Genomic DNA, 16,989 nt, shown 5'->3' with positions numbered 1-16,989 from the left:
TCTGTCAATTCATTTGATAAATTGTTCCGAATGCATCACAATAACTTCCTGAGACGTCCTCGTATGCACGAAAACGGGGTATTGTATCCCGATAAGGAATGAATTTATTTGTGTTAATGTATTTCTGTGCGATATCTTCCATGCCATAATAGACAAATATACATTTGCCAATGTAAGTATAACCTTTTATATACTCTTTTGTATAATATGGTTCGGCGGTCATTAAAAGGTATTCTTCGTTTGATTTAGAATAAAAATATAAAACTGAAATTAAATCTTCGATAGGTGTTTTTAAGTTTAGGCTATCTATATACTTAATGTATTCATTTATAGCTAATTTAATGGGTTTAGTGAAAATACTATCACTACTAAATTGATTAATAGTATCAGAAAGCAAAAAATTATTTTGTTTTAATATTGCTTCCTGTTTGCGCTGATTGTTGGTACATCTAAAATTTATCAACATAGCAAATATGATAGTAAATGTAGTTATTAATATTTTCATGCTCATCTTTGATTACATTATCATAATGGATGAAAGATGATATACCACCAAGAAAAGACGAATAAATATATAAATAATAAAATTATAATCAACAATATATACCATCTTTTTACAGCCCATTCTTTGTGATAAAATATAAGTGATATACTTACTGCTATTCCCCAAAATGGAAAATAATTCATTCCTATAGCGAATATTCTTAATAAGAATTGTTCTCCTCCCGGATGTTTCGATTCTAAATAAAACATTGTGATAAAAGTGATAATCCAATAGAATAATAATGCGCCTGTTAGAATCTTAAGAGGATGATGTTTTTTTGTTTTCATATGTATACTATTCTGGTATAATTTGTCCATTTATTATATTATATTTACCTGTAGGTAAGCTAAGAATTGATTGGATGAAATTTGAGAATCCATGTCCTTTGTTTTTATCATTGTCTACTGACAATATTGAAGCTCCTTCTATTTTCCCAAAAGGACTTCCTAATAATCTATTATTTGCTACTTGATCATTTTTATTGGTGAATTGGAAAGTATTAATACCGTTGACTGCAACCTGCTTTGTTGGTTGAAACGGAGCAAAATCTGCTTCAAATGCAAAAAGAGATGGATCAATACCTTTGTCAATGAGTGCTTGTATCATTCCTTTTGCATAAGCTGCTCCCATGCTATGTGTAATAACCTTTATTGTTTCTCCATCTGTTAGTTGATCTAAAATATATGAAGCGAAAGCGGCACCTTCATTGTATCCAGCGGTGTATCTATCTTTGGCATTTATGCTTTTTAGTTTATGTGGACCCAGTATTTTGTCGGACATAATACCATTAAATAACCCTTCTGCTCCCCCCCATAGATCCATCAAAATATAATTTGTTGTAATCATTCAAATGATCCATTACTAACTTATCCATTCCTTCCCAATATTTGGACTGACCTCCATCTCCATTGTGCATGCCATTGATGAATAGTACTAATTTTCCATCCGGATCAATAGCATTAACCGGATTATTCATACAATATGCATACGGACTGATCGAGTAATATTTCTCGCAATGCGGATCTATCGACATGCTCTGTAGTTCCGGCTTAAGTTCAATTAAAGAATCATTGTCTTCAATAACCCCGACAACTTTATTCGTCTCTGTGTTAAACAGTACCTCCCCAATTTCTACAACTACATCCAGATCATGAAACTCTTTTGTTTCACCAAATGTATATACATCGGCTTTATAGCCAAGCCGGGCAAAAGGATTGCCTTCCGCTTGTTGGGCTTGTGCTGAGAAGCAAGCCACAATTAATACTGTAATTATTAATGAGATCTTTTTCATATCCGTGCAATTCGTTTCATATAATTATTTGATCATTTTTCTTATAGTGGGCAGAGAATTCTTCCATAATCATCTAAATTATATTTTAGCGGGTAGCTGGTGATTGTTTTTTCTGTTCCCGGTTGCTTGATATCAAGAGTATCTGTAAGCAGACAGAATATAGCCATGTTTTTGGCCAGTCCATCCTTGGGGTTGAGATTTAACTGCTTTATTCGCCATTTACAATAATTCACTTTTTCTCTGATGTTCTTTTGGAAATCATCCATGTTCAATTTGTTGTCCAAATATGCGTTCTCTACAAAGAATACGGCACGTTCCAGATTTAATGGGGTGGAGTCGCATAACATTCTATTCAACTCTTTGTAGGCATTGCGAAAGTATTCCGTTCCGGGTTCATTGGCCTAGGATGGGAAACCTTTATGGATAAGATAAAGTGCTGTGTTTTGCTTCTCTTCAATCTCACGCATTTGGGTTATTGCATAATCTATCTCTTGCCGAGTTCTTTGTCTTTGGCGTATTACTTCATTCGGATCATAAGGGCTTGCTTGGTGACTGTTTGCAAAAGGATTGCTTTGTACAGAACGGGGCTGTGTGTTCATATCTGTCCCATAAGTTCCTAAACTACCGACTTGAGGGACGGGAATCACTGGTAATTGAGAATACACATAACAATTACACAGTATGGCTGAAAGGAGAAATAGATTTCTCATAATAAGTGAATAATGCTAACGGTTGCAAGTTAAGAAATATATTTTAATTTTAGAAATTATTGGAATAAAACAACGTAGCCGATCTTGCTTTTTATGAAAAATCTACCAGTAATTCATTCTTAATTTTAAGGCTTTCCATACTATATCTTCTGAATTATTTGTACGCCCAAGATTATTCTTTTATATTTGTATGAATATCGTGGTGTCACGTTATTCCAAATAATCAATTTGAAAAATAGTATATGTTGAAAATATTAGTAACCTACGCCGTACAAGGCGAATTTGCAGAGATCAAATGGCCCGATGTGGAAGTGTATTATGTGCGTACCGGTATTGGTAAAGTAAAAGCAGCTTTTCATCTGGCCGAAGCAATTCGTCAGGTAGAGCCGGATATTGTGATAAATATGGGTACAGCAGGGACAATCAATCATCAGGTAGGAGATGTATTTGTTTGCCGCCATTTCATTGATCGGGATATGCATAAACTTGCAGGATTGGGATTAAGTTATGAGTTGGATACCTCTGCATTGCTTGAGCAGAAAGGTTTCTGTCGGCATTGGACTGAATCGGCTACCTGTAATACCGGTGATAGTTTTCTTACCGAATTGACCGATATTGAAGGAGATGTGGTTGATATGGAAGCCTATGCACAGGCGTTTGTTTGTACTTCCAAAGAGATCCCTTTTATTTCAGTGAAATATGTATCGGACGTGATTGGACAGAACTCTGTAAAACATTGGGAAGACAAACTGGCTGATGCCCGTACCGGATTATCTCATTTCTTTAATGTTTTGAAAGAAAGTATATGATAGGTAACTCCTGAAGCAATCAGAAATAGTAGTATCTTAACCCATACCAATGGGATGAGGAAAAAGATGCAATAAAGCATAGTGCCCCACATTAGTAGTAATGAGATGATTTTTGCCCGTAACGGTATTGCCTTGTTTTCGCGAAAATTACGAATATAAGGGCCGAGGTGTTTCTGATTCAGTAACCATTGATACAAACGTGGTGACCCTTTGAAATAGAGTGCCGCAGTAAGCAACAGGAAAGGGGTTGTGGGGAGCAGTGGTAGAAAAATACCCAGAATGCCCAGTGCCAGTGATACAGTTCCTAAAATGATACAGATAGTTTTCATTCTGCAAATGTAGAAAAAATAACGATGTTTGCAGAATGGAAATATGATTTTGTATTACCTTTGCCCCTGCATCGAGGTGACATTAGATGCAGGACTTTTTAAATATATATGACGATGTATACAGTAATTAAACGCCTGGAAGTGTCGGCTGCGCACAGCCTGAACCTTTCATACAGCAGCAAATGTGAGAATCTTCATGGTCACAATTGGGTTATCACAGTCTACTGTCGCTCTGCGGAACTCAATGCCGATGGGATGGTAGTGGATTTTAGCCATATCAAGAAGGCTGTAAAAGAAAAGCTGGATCACCAGAATCTGAATGAAGTACTTCCTTTTAATACTACCGCTGAGAATATAGCCCGTTGGGTTTGTGAACGAGTTCCGCATTGTTTTAAGGTAGAAGTACAGGAATCTGAATCAAACACGGCTATCTATGAGAAAGATTAATGAAATTTTTTATAGTCTGCAAGGTGAGGGGTATCATACAGGTACCCCTGCTGTTTTTGTCCGTTTCTCCGGATGCAATTTGAAGTGTAGCTTTTGTGATACCCGCCATGAAGAAGGTACGATGATGACGGATGAAGAAATCATAGCTGAAGTGAAAAGATATCCGGCAGTTATGGTGATACTTACCGGAGGTGAACCTTCTCTGTGGATTGATGATAATTTTATTGATCTTTTACATCAGGCAGGGAAGTACGTTTGTATTGAAACGAATGGTACTCGTCCGCTGCCGGATTCTATCGACTGGATAACTTGTTCGCCCAAGCAGGGTGTAAAATTAAGCTTAAACAAGATAGATGAAGTGAAAGTTGTCTATGAAGGACAAAATATTGACGTTTATGAGTTACTTCCCGCCGAACATTTTTTCCTCCAACCTTGTTCTTGTAGTAACACCGCATTGACGGTGGACTGCGTGATGCGACATCCCAAATGGAGACTAAGCCTGCAAACGCACAAACTGATAGATATTCAGTAGCCATGAGTTACAAGTTATCGGCTCGTAATTCATAGCTCATAACTAATAACTGACTAATTATGAAAGTAGGTTTATTTATTCCTTGTTACATTAATGCTATTTATCCTGATGTGGGGGTGGCATCGTATAAACTTCTGAAGAGTTTGGGGGTAGATGTTGATTATCCGTTAGATCAGACATGCTGTGGACAACCGATGGCAAATGCGGGGTTTGAGGACGAAGCCTCTAAACTGGCGCTTCGTTTTGATGATCTGTTTAAACAGTACGATTACATTGTAGGTCCTTCCGGGAGTTGTGTGGCTTTTGTCAAATTGAATCATCCGGGTATCCTGGCGAAGGAAGGGCATCAGTGTGAAAGTGCTGGCAAAATTTATGATCTTTGTGCTTTTATTCATGATGTGATTAAGCCCGAAAAACTGAAAGCCCGTTTTCCGCATAAAGTGAGTATCCATAATAGTTGTCATGGTGTGCGCGAACTCATGTTATCTGCTCCGAGCGAGCTGAATATTCCTTACTTTAATAAACTGCGCGATCTCCTTCAGCTGGTTGAAGGAATAGAAATCTTTGAGCCCAGTCATGTAGATGAATGCTGTGGTTTCGGTGGTATGTTTGCTGTCGAAGAGCAGGCCGTATCTGTCTGTATGGGCCGTGATAAGATAAGGCACCATATGGAAACCGGAGCGGAATATATTACCGGAGCCGATAGTTCTTGTCTGATGCATATGCAAGGCGTTATCGAACGTGATAAACTGCCTGTTAAAATTATTCACGTAGTAGAAATCTTAGCGTCGCAATTATGAGTACCAAACATGCAAAGGCTGCCGAGAAATTCTTAGAGAATCCTGTAATGGCAGCGTGGCACAATGAAACCCTTTGGATGGTTCGTGCCAAACGAGATAAGATGAGCAAAGAGGTCCCCGAGTGGGAAGATTTGCGGGAAAAGGCATGTGAGCTGAAACTTTATTCTAATAGCCACCTTGACGAGCTTCTGGTAGAGTTTGAGAAGAATGCGACTGCCAATGGTGCTATCGTTCATTGGGCGAAAGATGCCGATGAATACTGTGCTATTGTTTATGAGATTCTTAATAGTCATGGGGTACACCGTTTTGTGAAAAGTAAATCCATGCTTGCCGAAGAGTGCGAACTCAACCCTTTCCTTATAGAGAGAGGTATTGATGTTGTGGAATCCGATCTTGGTGAACGTATTCTGCAATTGATGCATTTGCCACCGAGTCATATCGTGTTGCCTGCCATTCATATTAAACGTGAACAGGTAGGTGAGCTCTTTGAGAAGGAGATGGGGACGGAGAAAGGCAATTTTGACCCTACTTATCTGACACATGCTGCGCGTAAGAATCTGCGAAATATATTTCTGAATGCGGAGGCTGCCATGACAGGAGCCAACTTCGCCGTAGCTTCTACCGGAGATATTGTGGTATGTACTAACGAGGGGAATGCTGATATGGGAACCTCTTGTCCTACACTGAATATTGCTGCATTCGGTCTTGAAAAGATAGTTCCTGATATGGAGTCATTGGGAGTATTTACCCGGTTATTGGCTCGTTCGGCTACCGGACAGCCTGTGACTACTTATACTTCGCATTATCGTAAACCTCGTGAAGGGGGTGAATATCATATTATCATTGTGGATAATGGACGTAGTGAGATTCTTGCTCATCCCGATCATATCAAGACATTGAACTGTATTCGTTGTGGTGCTTGTATGAATACCTGTCCGGTATACCGTCGTAGTGGTGGTTATTCGTATACGTATTTTATTCCCGGTCCTATCGGTATCAATCTGGGGATGGCACACAATCCGGAGAAGTATTATGATAATCTTTCGGCCTGTTCACTCTGTATGTCTTGTTCTGATGTTTGTCCGGTAAAGGTAGACCTTGCCGAGCAAATTTACAAATGGCGTCAGATACTCGATAAAATTGGAAAGGCAGATACCGGAAAGAAGATCATGTCTGGCGGAATGAAGGCATTGATGGATCGGCCTGTGTTGTTTAATGCAGCTTTGTGGGCAGCTCCGGTGGTCAATCATTTACCACGTTTCATCAAGTATAATGATCTCGATGCATGGGGGAAAGGGCGTGAACTTCCGAAATTTGCCGGTGAGTCATTCAATGAGATGTGGAAGAAGAATAAAGTACAAGGAAAGGAGGATACGAAATGAGTAGCAGAGAAGAAATATTAGCCAATATTCGCAAGAATACGCAAAAGCGTTTTGACTATCCGAAGTGGCAAATAAAGACAACGGTCTATCCTGATGTGGTAACTGAATTTTGTGAAATGACTCGTGCAGTAGGTGGTGAGGCGATGCTTCTGGGAAAAGAAGAAGATGTCAATGCTGTCATCCGCCGGACCTATCCTGAGGCTACACGTATTGCTTCGGATTTAGATGAAGTGACTTGTGCTACATTCAATCCTGATGAATTAGATCGTGCACAAGATCTGGATGGTACGGACATAGCTGTAGTAGCAGGAGAATTGGGTGTTGCTGAAAATGCTGCTGTATGGATACCCCAGACAGTAAAGTATAAAGCCCTTTACTTTATAGCAGAAAAACTGGTGATAATTCTTGACCGTAACCGGATTGTCAGCAATATGCATGAAGCTTATGAAATAGTAAAAAATGAAAAATATGAATTCGGTACATTTATCTCCGGTCCTTCCAAGACAGCTGATATAGAGCAGGCTTTGGTGATGGGAGCACATGGGGCAAGAGATGTGCTGGTTATTCTTAAATAATGTACCAATGTGCCATGCGGCATGATTTATCGTCTGTTGATAGCGCGGCCAATCGGCACATTGGCATATTATCACATTGAAAAATTAGTATCTATGTATGCAAATAAAGTAAAGAAAGTAGTTGCTGTTCATGACCTTTCGGGAGTTGGAAGGGTATCTCTTACAATTGTTATTCCCATTCTTTCGTCTATGGGTTTTCAGGTATGTCCGTTGCCTACGGCTGTATTATCAAGTCATACGCAATATCCCAATTTCTCATTCCTTGATTTGACGGAAGAGATGCCTAAGATTATTTCTGAATGGAAAAAACTGGGTATGCAGTTTGATGCTTTTTATACGGGCTATCTCGGCTCTCCGCTTCAGATACAAATTGTGTCGGACTTCATTGACGATTTTCGTCAACCGGAGAGTCTTGTGGTAGTAGATCCTGTTTTGGGTGACAATGGTAAACTGTATGCCAACTTTCATGATTCTATGATAAAGGAGATGCGCCAGCTGATAACTAAAGCTGATGTCATCACTCCTAATCTTACTGAATTATTTTATTTGCTTGATTTACCATATAAAGAACAGAATACAGATGAAGAGCTGAAATCTTATCTCCGCCAACTTTCAGATCAGGGACCGGAGGTAGTGATTATTACCAGCGTCCCTGTGCTGAACGATATCCATAAGACGTCTGTATATGCCTATAATCGTTCCGGGAATCGTTTTTGGAAAATAACCTGTCCTTATCTACCGGCCCATTATCCGGGAACGGGAGATACTTTCACCAGTGTTATTACTGGAGCTTTATTACAAGGTGACAGCCTGCCTATTGCTCTTGATCGTGCTACACAATTTATCCTTCAGGGTATCCGTGCTACATTTGGTTACGAGTACGATAATCGTGAAGGTATTCTTCTGGAAAAAGTATTACATAATCTTGATATGCCTATTCAGAGTAGTAGTTATGAGCTTATTTGACAAGGAAGTAGATGATTTAAAAGTCTCATAAAGTTATTAATATGTAACTTTAGAAACGCAGATTAACGCTAATTTACGCAAAGATTGAATTTGCGAAAATTAGCGTTAATCTGCGTTCGCTCTTATTGATACTTTATTGCTTCAATCCATCTGCTGTTTCTACCAGTCTGAGGAATTCCCTCCGATACCCTTTTTCATCATTATCCAATGCTGTTTTTGCCATTGCGATAACCTGTGCATATGTTGCATCTCCTTTAAAGTCAGAATCGCGAAGTAACTGCCCGAACATGGCTACTGCCGCAGCAAAACGGAAATCAGAGGATACATTGTTTCCCTTATTATCAACAAGTGGGAGTTCTAATTTCTTGCTGATATCTTCGTCCGGTGCTTTATAGCGCAATTTGACTGTAAGTAGTTCTTTTGAACCAGTTGCTGGCTGGAGAGCAGGTTTTACCTTCTTCTGATACTTCAAATCATCCACCTTGTTCACGAAATTACTTTCCACACCTACGGGTACTACTTCATAAAAAGCAGTTACTGTATGTCCGGTTCCCATTTCACCGGCATCTTTTGCGTCATTATTAAAATCTTCATCTTTCAATAGGCGGCTCTCGTAACCGATGAGGCGGTATGCTTGCACTTGAGATGGATTAAATTCTATTTGTAATTTTACATCTTTGGCTACTGTATGCATAGTAGCTCCAAACTCATTTACCAATACCCTGTTGGCTTCTTGCAGATTATCAATATAGGCATGATTCCCATTTCCTTTTTCAGCAAGTATCTGCATTTTACTATCTTTATAGTTACCCATGCCGTAACCTAAAACAGTGAGATATACACCACTTTTTCTTTCCTGTTCAATCAGATTTTCCAGACCTTCGTTAGAAGATAACCCTACATTAAAATCGCCGTCCGTACAAAGTATAATACGATTGTTTCCTCCCTTCACAAAATTCTTTTTCGCAATTTTATACGCAAGTTTTATACCTTCGCCTCCGGCTGTAGAACCTCCGGCAGTCAATTCATCAATCGCTTCACGGATTTTCTGCTTATCACTTCCGCTGGTTGACGGCAAACGCTCTCCTGCTGAACCGGAATAAACAACGATAGCCACTCTATCTGCATCGCGCAAATTGTTTACTAATAGTTTGAGAGAAGACTGAACTAATCCCAGCCGCTGTGGTCCGTACATGGATCCCGATACATCAATTAAGAAAACGAGATTGGATACCGGAAGCTTTTCGGTAGGAATTTCTTTAGCTTTTAACCCGATGCGTACTAAGCGGTGGTTTTTATTCCATGGACAAGAACCTACCTCAGTAGTAATTTTTACCGGGTCTTTACCCGTAGGTTGGGGATAATTATATGAGAAATAGTTTATCAACTCTTCTGTGCGGATAGCATCAGCAGGCGGTAGTTCACCTCTGTTTAGATAACGGCGCATATTACTGTAGGAGGCGGCATCTACATCGATAGAAAAAGTTGATAATGGATTTTCGTTTACTTTCTTGAAACCGTTTTCTTCAATGTTTTTATATTCTTCCGTATTCATATCGTAGGCATAGGCCCTTCTTGTCATTATTCCAGGCATAATGTTTGATACAGCACCACACATGCTTACCTGTTTCTGCATGCCATAACCTACCACTACACACTCTTCAAGTATTTGGCTATTTGCCTGCATGGTGATATTCAGCCGTTCAGAAGTTACTTTCACTGTTTGTGTTTCATAACCAATGTAGGAGAATATCAGCTTTTCACCTTTGTTGGCACGGATTGTATATTCACCGTCTACATTGGTTATTGTACTACGCGTAGTTCCTTTTACCAGTACTGTGCATCCTGTAATGCCAAAACCGTCTGCAGCATCGGTCACTTTACCTTTTATTATAAGTACCTGTGCATTTACTGTTCCCAAAGAAATGACTGCTATCAGCAATCCCAGCATCATTGCTTTTAATTGATTTGTTTTCATACCTTTTATTGTTTTAATGTGATACATAAATCCGATGTTTTACTCTATAGATGCTATTAGTGGAAAGATTCCATAAATGTCTTCTTCTTTTTTTTAATTTATTTCTAAAAAAGATTCCTTGGATGGACGCGAATGATTGATGAACCCATATATTACATCTATATTATAGAGTTGAGAATACTTATACTTTCTTTTTTTTATTTATCGTAAGATTGTCCATGTTTATAGTATATTTCTCCATTGTATACTCCTCTGCGTTCGCCTAATTTTGCATATGTGAAATAGATTTTATGTTATCAATAGTTTATTGAGAAACAGCAAAGTATAAAACTACGATTTGATAACAGTCTGATCTAATTCTATTTATTGGCTATGTATTTGTTTGGTAGCCGATGACAGGATATTAATATAAAATTCATTTAATTATTAATCTTAATGTATTATGAAAAGAAACAGATTAATTTGGTTTTTCTCCCTGTTATTTTGTTGTACTCTATTAGCTGCTCAAAAAGTGACAGTTGAAGGGACTGTTACAGGATTTCCTGATTCTGAAGTGCTAATGGGAGCAAGTGTTTCTGTAAAAGGTACTACTCAAGGTACTATTACAGACCTGGATGGAAAGTATTCACTTTCCGTAGCAGCTGATGCTACATTGGTATTCAGTTACCTTGGATATGAAACGAAAGAGGTTGCTGTAAAAAACAGATCATTAATAAATGTCTCTTTGAAAGCAGATGCTCAGGATTTGGAAGAAGTAGTAGTGGTTGGTACTATTCTGAAGAAGAGTGATTTGACTGGTGCTGTCTCAAGTGTGAGCGCCAAAGTATTGGAAGAGAAACCGGTTACTAACATTAATCAGGCATTGCAAGGACGTGTTGCTGGTGTATTTATTTCCAATGCTGCTAAACCTGGTGATGACGCAACGATTAAAATCCGTGGTATTAATACTATTAATGGAAGTACTGACCCTATCTATGTAATAGATGGCCAGGTTATGGATAACTTCGGAGGTGGGTTTAATTCAGTCAACTTGAATGACGTTGCTTCTATTGAGGTATTGAAAGATGCATCTGCTACAGCTTTGTATGGTTCCCGTGCGTCCAATGGTGTGATTTTAGTTACAACTAAAAAAGGTAAAAACGGTATCGGAAAAGTTACTTATGATGGTTGGGTAGGTTTCCAGACAGATGCTAAACTTCCCAAGACTATGGGAACAAAAGACCTTTTTGAGTTGAGAAAAGATGCAGCGATGAACTCCTTTACTGCACGTCATCCGGGAGCAACTGAAGATGAAATCAATGCATTTCTGAATAATCGGGTAATGAAACCTTATTCAAAAGACGGATCAGGAGGATATGTTTTTGCTCAATATGAGTTTGATGCTTATAATAATAATGATAATTATAATTGGCTGGATGCGGTGACCCGTACTGGTGTAGAACAAAATCATGCATTGAGCTTTAGCGGAGCTTCCGAAAAAGGTGCTTATTATTTTAGTTTAGGCTATTCTAATAAAACCGGAATGGTTGAAAATCTTGGAGATAAAAGATATAGTGGACGTATTAATTCAGATTATGCGATAAAATCCTGGTTAAAAGTTGGTACCAATACAGCATTTACACATACTGATTCTGATATTTTCTCAGATGATGGTGTTTATGATAAAGCTCGTGGTGCGAATCCGATGTTACCTATTAATTCTGAGATTTATACGTTGAACTATGGTGGAGTACAGGATGACAATTACTTCAATCCGATTCGTACCTTAAAAATAGAAAATAACCGTAGACGTAATCGGTTATCTTCTACTAATTTCTTGAATATCAATCCTATTAAAGGACTGAATATTCGTACTTCATTCTCTATTGACTATTTTCAGGAAGATCGTTTCAAATACACTCCGAAGGATATTCAGGAATCTATTCGTTATTCACAAGATGGTCAGGCCGAACATACACGTGATCAAAGAATGACTTGGCAATGGGATAACTCTATCTCTTATGACCGTGCATTTGGCGAACATAAGATTAATGCTCTCTTTAGTACCAGTGCTACTCAAACGAATCGTGATTATACGTATGCAACCGGTAAAGGTTTTGGTACTGATAAGTTCTCTTATTATAATATAGGATCTTCCTATAAAACAGACGAACGTTCTATCGGATCTGACTTTGTTACATCTACCTTGATGTCATATGTAGTACGTGCCAATTATAATTATGCAAGTAAGTATTATCTGACTGCAACGGCCCGTTATGACGGTTCTTCTAAGTTTGCCGAAGGTAAACGCTGGGGGCTGTTCCCTTCTTTCTCTGCAGCATGGAATATAGCAGAGGAGAACTTTATGAAGGAACAAGATGTGCTTAGCCAGTTGAAACTACGTTTGGGATATGGTTTGGTAGGTAATCAGAATATTGATGATTTTGCATTTTATACACTTTACGATGCCAAATTAGAAGATGGCAAAGTAACTTATGTACCTAAAGGACGCCGGGGAACAAAAGATATTACCTGGGAATCTCAGAGGCAGTTTAATGTGGGAGTGGATATGGGATTCCTGAACGGACGTATTACTGCATCATTGGATGCATTCGTGATAAAGAATAAGGATTTGCTGATGACACGTTCCCTGCCATTAACTTCCGGCTTTAGCTCGGCTGTAGAAAATATCGGAGCTATTGAAAATAAGGGTATTGAGTTTTCAATGAATGCTAAATTGATTGAAACCAGAGATTTCTTGTGGAATTTTTCTGCAAATATTTCTGCTGATAAGAACAAGGTTACGCAGCTTTATGGAAACAATGATGCTATTTACAAAATTGATGATAATCGTAACATGCAGAAAGAGGGTAATCTGTTCTTAGGTGAATCCCGTAATACAATCTACATCTGGAGAACTGGTGGTATTGCTCAGGTGATAGATATGGATCGTTTGAAGAATATTGATTTCTCAGGACGTCAGGTTAATCCCGGAGATCTCTATCCGCTGGATGTGAATGATGATAAAGTGATTGATGATAAAGACCGTGTGATTGTAGGTTCTCCTGATCCTAAGTTTTATGGCGGTTTTTCTACAGACTTATCTTATAAAGGAATTACGCTGAATGCTGTCTTCAACTACTCTTACGGAGCCAAGAAACTAAGTCCTTACTATGAATCATTAATCACAAGCCGGGGTACAGGAGTTGCTTCTGTTGATTTGGTTGATCGTTGGAGTCCGGAAAACACAGATGCAAAATTCCCCCGTCCTATCTATAATGACCCTACGGATACCGAAACAATGTACTATAACACATTCTCCGCCAGTCAGATGGATTTCTCCGTACAGAATGCTTCATACTTACGTTTGTCTACATTGAGTCTAGCATATACATTCCCTAAGACAATTGTGGAAAAGATGAAGATTGGAAATTTACGGGTTTATTCAACCATTTCCAATGTGTTCTGCTGGACCTCTTATAAAGGCTATGATCCGGAAACCGGAGATTGGTATCCTCCTACAAGAATGTTTGTTTTTGGCTTGAGTGTTTCATTGTAAATAGTCTTCACACAGGTATTTAAAATATAGTTTAGTTATGAAAAACGTAATAAAAATAAATAAATTGGCAACGGCCTGGATATTGGCAGGTTCTTTAACAATGTTTTCTTGTTCCGATTTCCTGAATCAGGAGCCTAAAACATCCTTGACAGAGCAGGAGGCTTTTTCTAATCTGGAAAATATAGCACCAACTGTAGATGGTTTGTATACAGCATTTCGTGACTCGAAATCCGGGCGCGAAGGACTGACTTTCTCACTTTTAGGCTTGGATGAGAGCAAGCAGGGTATCGTGCAGATGGATGATGCTGCACAGGCAAGTCTGGATCTTTACAACGGTTTACTCAATTCGATGTCTACACAGGTAGATAAGATGTGGTCAAGAAGATGGCCGATTGTTATTTCTGCCGCTAATGCGATTTATGCGCTTGATGTATTGTCCGAAACAACTCAGGATGAAGATACTTTAGACAGAATTAAGCGTCTGAAGGGTGAGTCTTGTTTCATACGGGCTATGGTGATGATGGAACTTACTATGTATTGGGGAGAAATTCCGGTAGTTGATATTGCAAAGATGGAAAATTCAGCCCGCCAACCATTGGAAAAGGTCTGGAAGCAAATCTTTGATGATTTTACGTTTGCTTCAACATCCTTGAAAGAAAAGTATACAGAATCCGGTGATAAAACACGTGCGACTTCCGGCGCAGCCTATGCCATGTTGGGTAAAGCGTACATGTCAGTTCCCCTAGAGACAGGAATGAGAGATTTCAAACTGGCGAAAGAGAGTTTTGAAGCAATGATGAACCGTTATCAGCTGGATCCTGATTTTGCAAATCTTTTCGATGAGAAATTAGAGTTCAATTCACCTGAATCGATCTTTGAGTTAGATTATGACAATGTGAACCGTATTAATCATTGGCAGTTTGATATGGGGTCTCGTACAGTAGTTGCTACATTTGGCGAGGGGTGTTATTTTGCCGGCTATGATGTGGCATTACCTACAGAATATGCTTATAAATCAAAATCCGAAGGAGGTATTTGGGAAGAAGGTGATTTGCGCAGAGATGAAAGTATACGCTATGATTTTACCTATCTGGGCATTACACCTACTGAGGTTTCGTGGGGAGCTGACGAATTAGATCCACATATCAAGAAGTATGAAGACGAACGTACGGACCAGTTCAACGGGAATTTGGCTAACGAATGGTATTCCGGCAAGAATTTTATTGTGTTGCGTTATGCTGATGTTTTGTTGTGTTATGCCGAATGTCTAAATGAACTTGGAGAAATCGGACAGGCAAATACGATTGTAAATCAGGTACGAGCCCGTGCCTGGGGTGGGACCCTGCCTAATGAAATGGCCTGGAATTATGGTCAGGATGAATTCCGTACACAAATTATGAATGAACGCATCCGTGAACTTTGCTTTGAAGGTTGGAGACGTATGGATTTGATTCGTACCGGTAAATTTGTAGAGTTGGTCAAAGAACGTAATTCCTGGGCTAAGAAGTCGGGAACGATTAAAGATTTCCACATGCGCTATCCTATACCGGATACAGAGATTAAAAACAATGATGATATCAGTGAAGAAGATCAGAATCCGGGATATTAAATCTATAATTAATGACCATTTAATGCACAAAATAGTTACTATGTTTGTAAACACTGAAAACCAACGCTCGTCGGGACGGGTGGTCCCGCCCCTTGCCGCTGGGCGTTCCCCGACCGAAGATTTGTTTTAAACAGAATAGGCGTAATAATTGAATTACTACATTTGTGAAATTGACAATCAACAAATAATCAGTAATTAAAACTATTACACCTATGGTACAAAGTAAAGGAATAAATTTCGATGGACAAAATATCTATATCGGAATTGATGTGCATTTGAAGACTTGGAGCGTGACTATTCTCACCTAATCGGGTTATAAAAAGAAACATTCTCAAAAGTCTTCTGCCAAAGAGCTCTTTGAACATTTGAAGAAACATTATCCTAACGGAAATTATCAAGCCGTTTACGAGTCTGGATTTAGTGGCTTCTCGACTTATTACGCTCTCCAGGAGTATGGCATTTCTTGCATGGTCATTCATGCGGCTGATGTTCCTACTACTCAATACGAGAATGTGATGAAGTCTGATCCTGTGGATTCGGAGAAGCTTGCCAAAGCTTTAAAGGCCGGCACACTTAAAGGTATCTACATTCGCAGGAAAGAAAATCTGGACAATCGTAGTGTTGTACGCATACGTAAAACCCTCAAACAACAACTCGGTGGTTATAAATCGCGTGTAAAGCATTTGCTTTATAATAATGGTGTTCAGTTGCCCGATTGTTTTGCCAGTCCTAATACGCATTGGTCTAAACGTTTTATGTCTTGGCTACGTGAAGATGTGGTTTTATTGTCCTCCAGCCGTATCGGACTTGATTTGTTATTGGAACAGGTTGCCTTATTCAGGCAAAGCCTGCTTAAGGCAAACCGCCTGCTTCGTGATTTAGCCGGTAGTCCGTTGTACGCCGGCCGTTATTCCCTTCTTATTTCTATTCCCGGCATAGGAGTGAATACCGCCATGTGTCTGCTCACGGAAATAGATGACATATCCCGCTTTAACAACCAGCGTAAGTTCGCTTCTTATCTAGGACTTATCCCCACCATGCATAGCAGTGGAGAGAAATCCTGTAACGGCGAGAAAACATTCAGGGGAAATAAAAAGATCGGTCCCATGTTGGTGGAAAGTTCTTGGATAATCATACGGCATGACAGTGTCATGGCAGCCGCCTATGGTGAATATTGCAAACGCATGAAACCACAAGAAGCGATTATACGTATCGCCCGTAAATTATCAAGCAGAATTTTGAATGTGCTGAAAAAAGGGAAGAAATATGAATATGACAGATGTTGTTAGTATACCCTATAAAAGCCTGTTAGGCAAATTTCAGTTTGGACGACTCCTTTTTCATATTTGATGAGTCTTGAGCTGCATCTCTTAATAGTTTGTTGCGTCCATCCTATTATTCTGAAGAAGTAAATTGTTGCCTGCCGCTGTGCAGTTAAACTCATAGAAGTTTGTCTAATAGGGCTTTTATTTAAGAGAA

Annotated in this window: 16 protein-coding genes and 1 pseudogene; 10 read left to right on the top strand and 7 right to left on the bottom strand. The window is 39.1% G+C overall.

Annotated features, from left to right (window positions below; genetic code table 11):
* Positions 1-4: 4 nt before the first annotated feature.
* From VCM39_RS16095 to VCM39_RS16075, 5 genes are all read right to left on the bottom strand, one after another.
* A complete protein-coding gene (locus tag VCM39_RS16095) occupies positions 5-505 on the bottom strand; it encodes a hypothetical protein (protein ID WP_322933985.1) in 501 nt (166 codons plus the stop codon).
* 333 nt (positions 506-838) lie between these two features.
* The gene (locus tag VCM39_RS16090; protein WP_322933986.1) at positions 839-1,390 is read right to left on the bottom strand and encodes a hypothetical protein; all 552 of its coding nucleotides are present in this window, start codon (positions 1,388-1,390) and stop codon (positions 839-841) included.
* Positions 1,332-1,835 carry a hypothetical protein gene (locus tag VCM39_RS16085; protein WP_322933987.1) on the bottom strand — a complete coding sequence of 168 codons (504 nt, stop codon included), beginning with the start codon at positions 1,833-1,835 and terminating at the stop codon, positions 1,332-1,334. Before VCM39_RS16085 ends, VCM39_RS16090 begins: the two co-directional genes overlap by 59 nt.
* Positions 1,836-1,876: 41 nt before the next feature.
* The gene (locus VCM39_RS16080) at positions 1,877-2,182 is read right to left on the bottom strand and encodes a hypothetical protein (RefSeq protein ID WP_322933988.1); all 306 of its coding nucleotides are present in this window, start codon (positions 2,180-2,182) and stop codon (positions 1,877-1,879) included.
* Positions 2,183-2,236: 54 nt separating this feature from the next.
* Entirely contained in the window at positions 2,237-2,545 is a 309-nt protein-coding gene (locus VCM39_RS16075; RefSeq protein ID WP_322933989.1) for a hypothetical protein, read from the bottom strand.
* A gap of 242 nt (positions 2,546-2,787) precedes the next feature.
* Here VCM39_RS16075 and VCM39_RS16070 point away from each other — a divergent pair, with 242 nt between their 5' ends.
* Positions 2,788-3,354, top strand: coding sequence for a nucleosidase (locus tag VCM39_RS16070; protein WP_221648680.1), 567 nt, complete (start codon positions 2,788-2,790; stop codon positions 3,352-3,354).
* Here the strand turns inward: VCM39_RS16070 and VCM39_RS16065 are convergent.
* The gene (locus VCM39_RS16065) at positions 3,321-3,683 is read right to left on the bottom strand and encodes a YbaN family protein (protein WP_221648679.1); all 363 of its coding nucleotides are present in this window, start codon (positions 3,681-3,683) and stop codon (positions 3,321-3,323) included. The two genes, VCM39_RS16070 and VCM39_RS16065, sit on opposite strands and share 34 nt — an antisense overlap.
* Before the next feature lie 114 nt (positions 3,684-3,797).
* Here VCM39_RS16065 and VCM39_RS16060 point away from each other — a divergent pair, with 114 nt between their 5' ends.
* From VCM39_RS16060 to VCM39_RS16035, 6 genes are all read left to right on the top strand, one after another.
* A complete protein-coding gene (locus VCM39_RS16060; protein ID WP_221648678.1) occupies positions 3,798-4,130 on the top strand; it encodes a 6-pyruvoyl trahydropterin synthase family protein in 333 nt (110 codons plus the stop codon).
* Positions 4,117-4,662 (top strand): 7-carboxy-7-deazaguanine synthase QueE, encoded by a 546-nt coding sequence (locus VCM39_RS16055; RefSeq protein WP_221648677.1) that lies wholly within the window; start codon positions 4,117-4,119, stop codon positions 4,660-4,662. The genes VCM39_RS16060 and VCM39_RS16055 overlap by 14 nt, the downstream gene beginning before the upstream one ends.
* 59 nt (positions 4,663-4,721) lie before the next feature.
* Positions 4,722-5,462: a (Fe-S)-binding protein gene (locus VCM39_RS16050; protein WP_221648676.1), complete on the top strand. Its 741-nt coding sequence runs from the start codon at positions 4,722-4,724 to the stop codon at positions 5,460-5,462.
* On the top strand, positions 5,459-6,844 hold the full coding sequence (locus VCM39_RS16045) for a lactate utilization protein B (RefSeq protein WP_122201308.1): 1,386 nt from the start codon (positions 5,459-5,461) through the stop codon (positions 6,842-6,844). The genes VCM39_RS16050 and VCM39_RS16045 overlap by 4 nt, the downstream gene beginning before the upstream one ends.
* Entirely contained in the window at positions 6,841-7,419 is a 579-nt protein-coding gene (locus VCM39_RS16040; protein WP_322933990.1) for a LutC/YkgG family protein, read from the top strand. The genes VCM39_RS16045 and VCM39_RS16040 overlap by 4 nt, the downstream gene beginning before the upstream one ends.
* A 93-nt stretch (positions 7,420-7,512) precedes the next feature.
* Positions 7,513-8,385: a pyridoxamine kinase gene (locus VCM39_RS16035; protein ID WP_195350416.1), complete on the top strand. Its 873-nt coding sequence runs from the start codon at positions 7,513-7,515 to the stop codon at positions 8,383-8,385.
* A gap of 133 nt (positions 8,386-8,518) precedes the next feature.
* Here the strand turns inward: VCM39_RS16035 and VCM39_RS16030 are convergent, their stop codons facing one another.
* Entirely contained in the window at positions 8,519-10,363 is a 1,845-nt protein-coding gene (locus VCM39_RS16030; RefSeq protein ID WP_322933991.1) for a vWA domain-containing protein, read from the bottom strand.
* A 442-nt stretch (positions 10,364-10,805) separates the two neighbouring features.
* Between VCM39_RS16030 and VCM39_RS16025 the strand changes: the two genes are divergently transcribed.
* The 3 genes and pseudogenes from VCM39_RS16025 to VCM39_RS16015 form a co-directional block, all read left to right on the top strand.
* On the top strand, positions 10,806-13,901 hold the full coding sequence (locus VCM39_RS16025) for a SusC/RagA family TonB-linked outer membrane protein (protein ID WP_221648672.1): 3,096 nt from the start codon (positions 10,806-10,808) through the stop codon (positions 13,899-13,901).
* Positions 13,902-13,938: 37 nt separating this feature from the next.
* Positions 13,939-15,510 carry a RagB/SusD family nutrient uptake outer membrane protein gene (locus tag VCM39_RS16020; RefSeq protein ID WP_322933992.1) on the top strand — a complete coding sequence of 524 codons (1,572 nt, stop codon included), beginning with the start codon at positions 13,939-13,941 and terminating at the stop codon, positions 15,508-15,510.
* 338 nt (positions 15,511-15,848) lie between these two features.
* Positions 15,849-16,799, top strand: a pseudogene (locus VCM39_RS16015) (IS110 family transposase); the annotation flags it as partial.
* Positions 16,800-16,989 lie beyond the last annotated feature (190 nt).

Source organism: Bacteroides mucinivorans (genome assembly GCF_034654355.2).
In the GTDB taxonomy this organism is placed as follows: domain Bacteria; phylum Bacteroidota; class Bacteroidia; order Bacteroidales; family Bacteroidaceae; genus Bacteroides; species Bacteroides nordii.
Note: the sequence above shows the minus strand (reverse complement) of the source record. Positions and strands in the feature narration are given on the sequence as shown.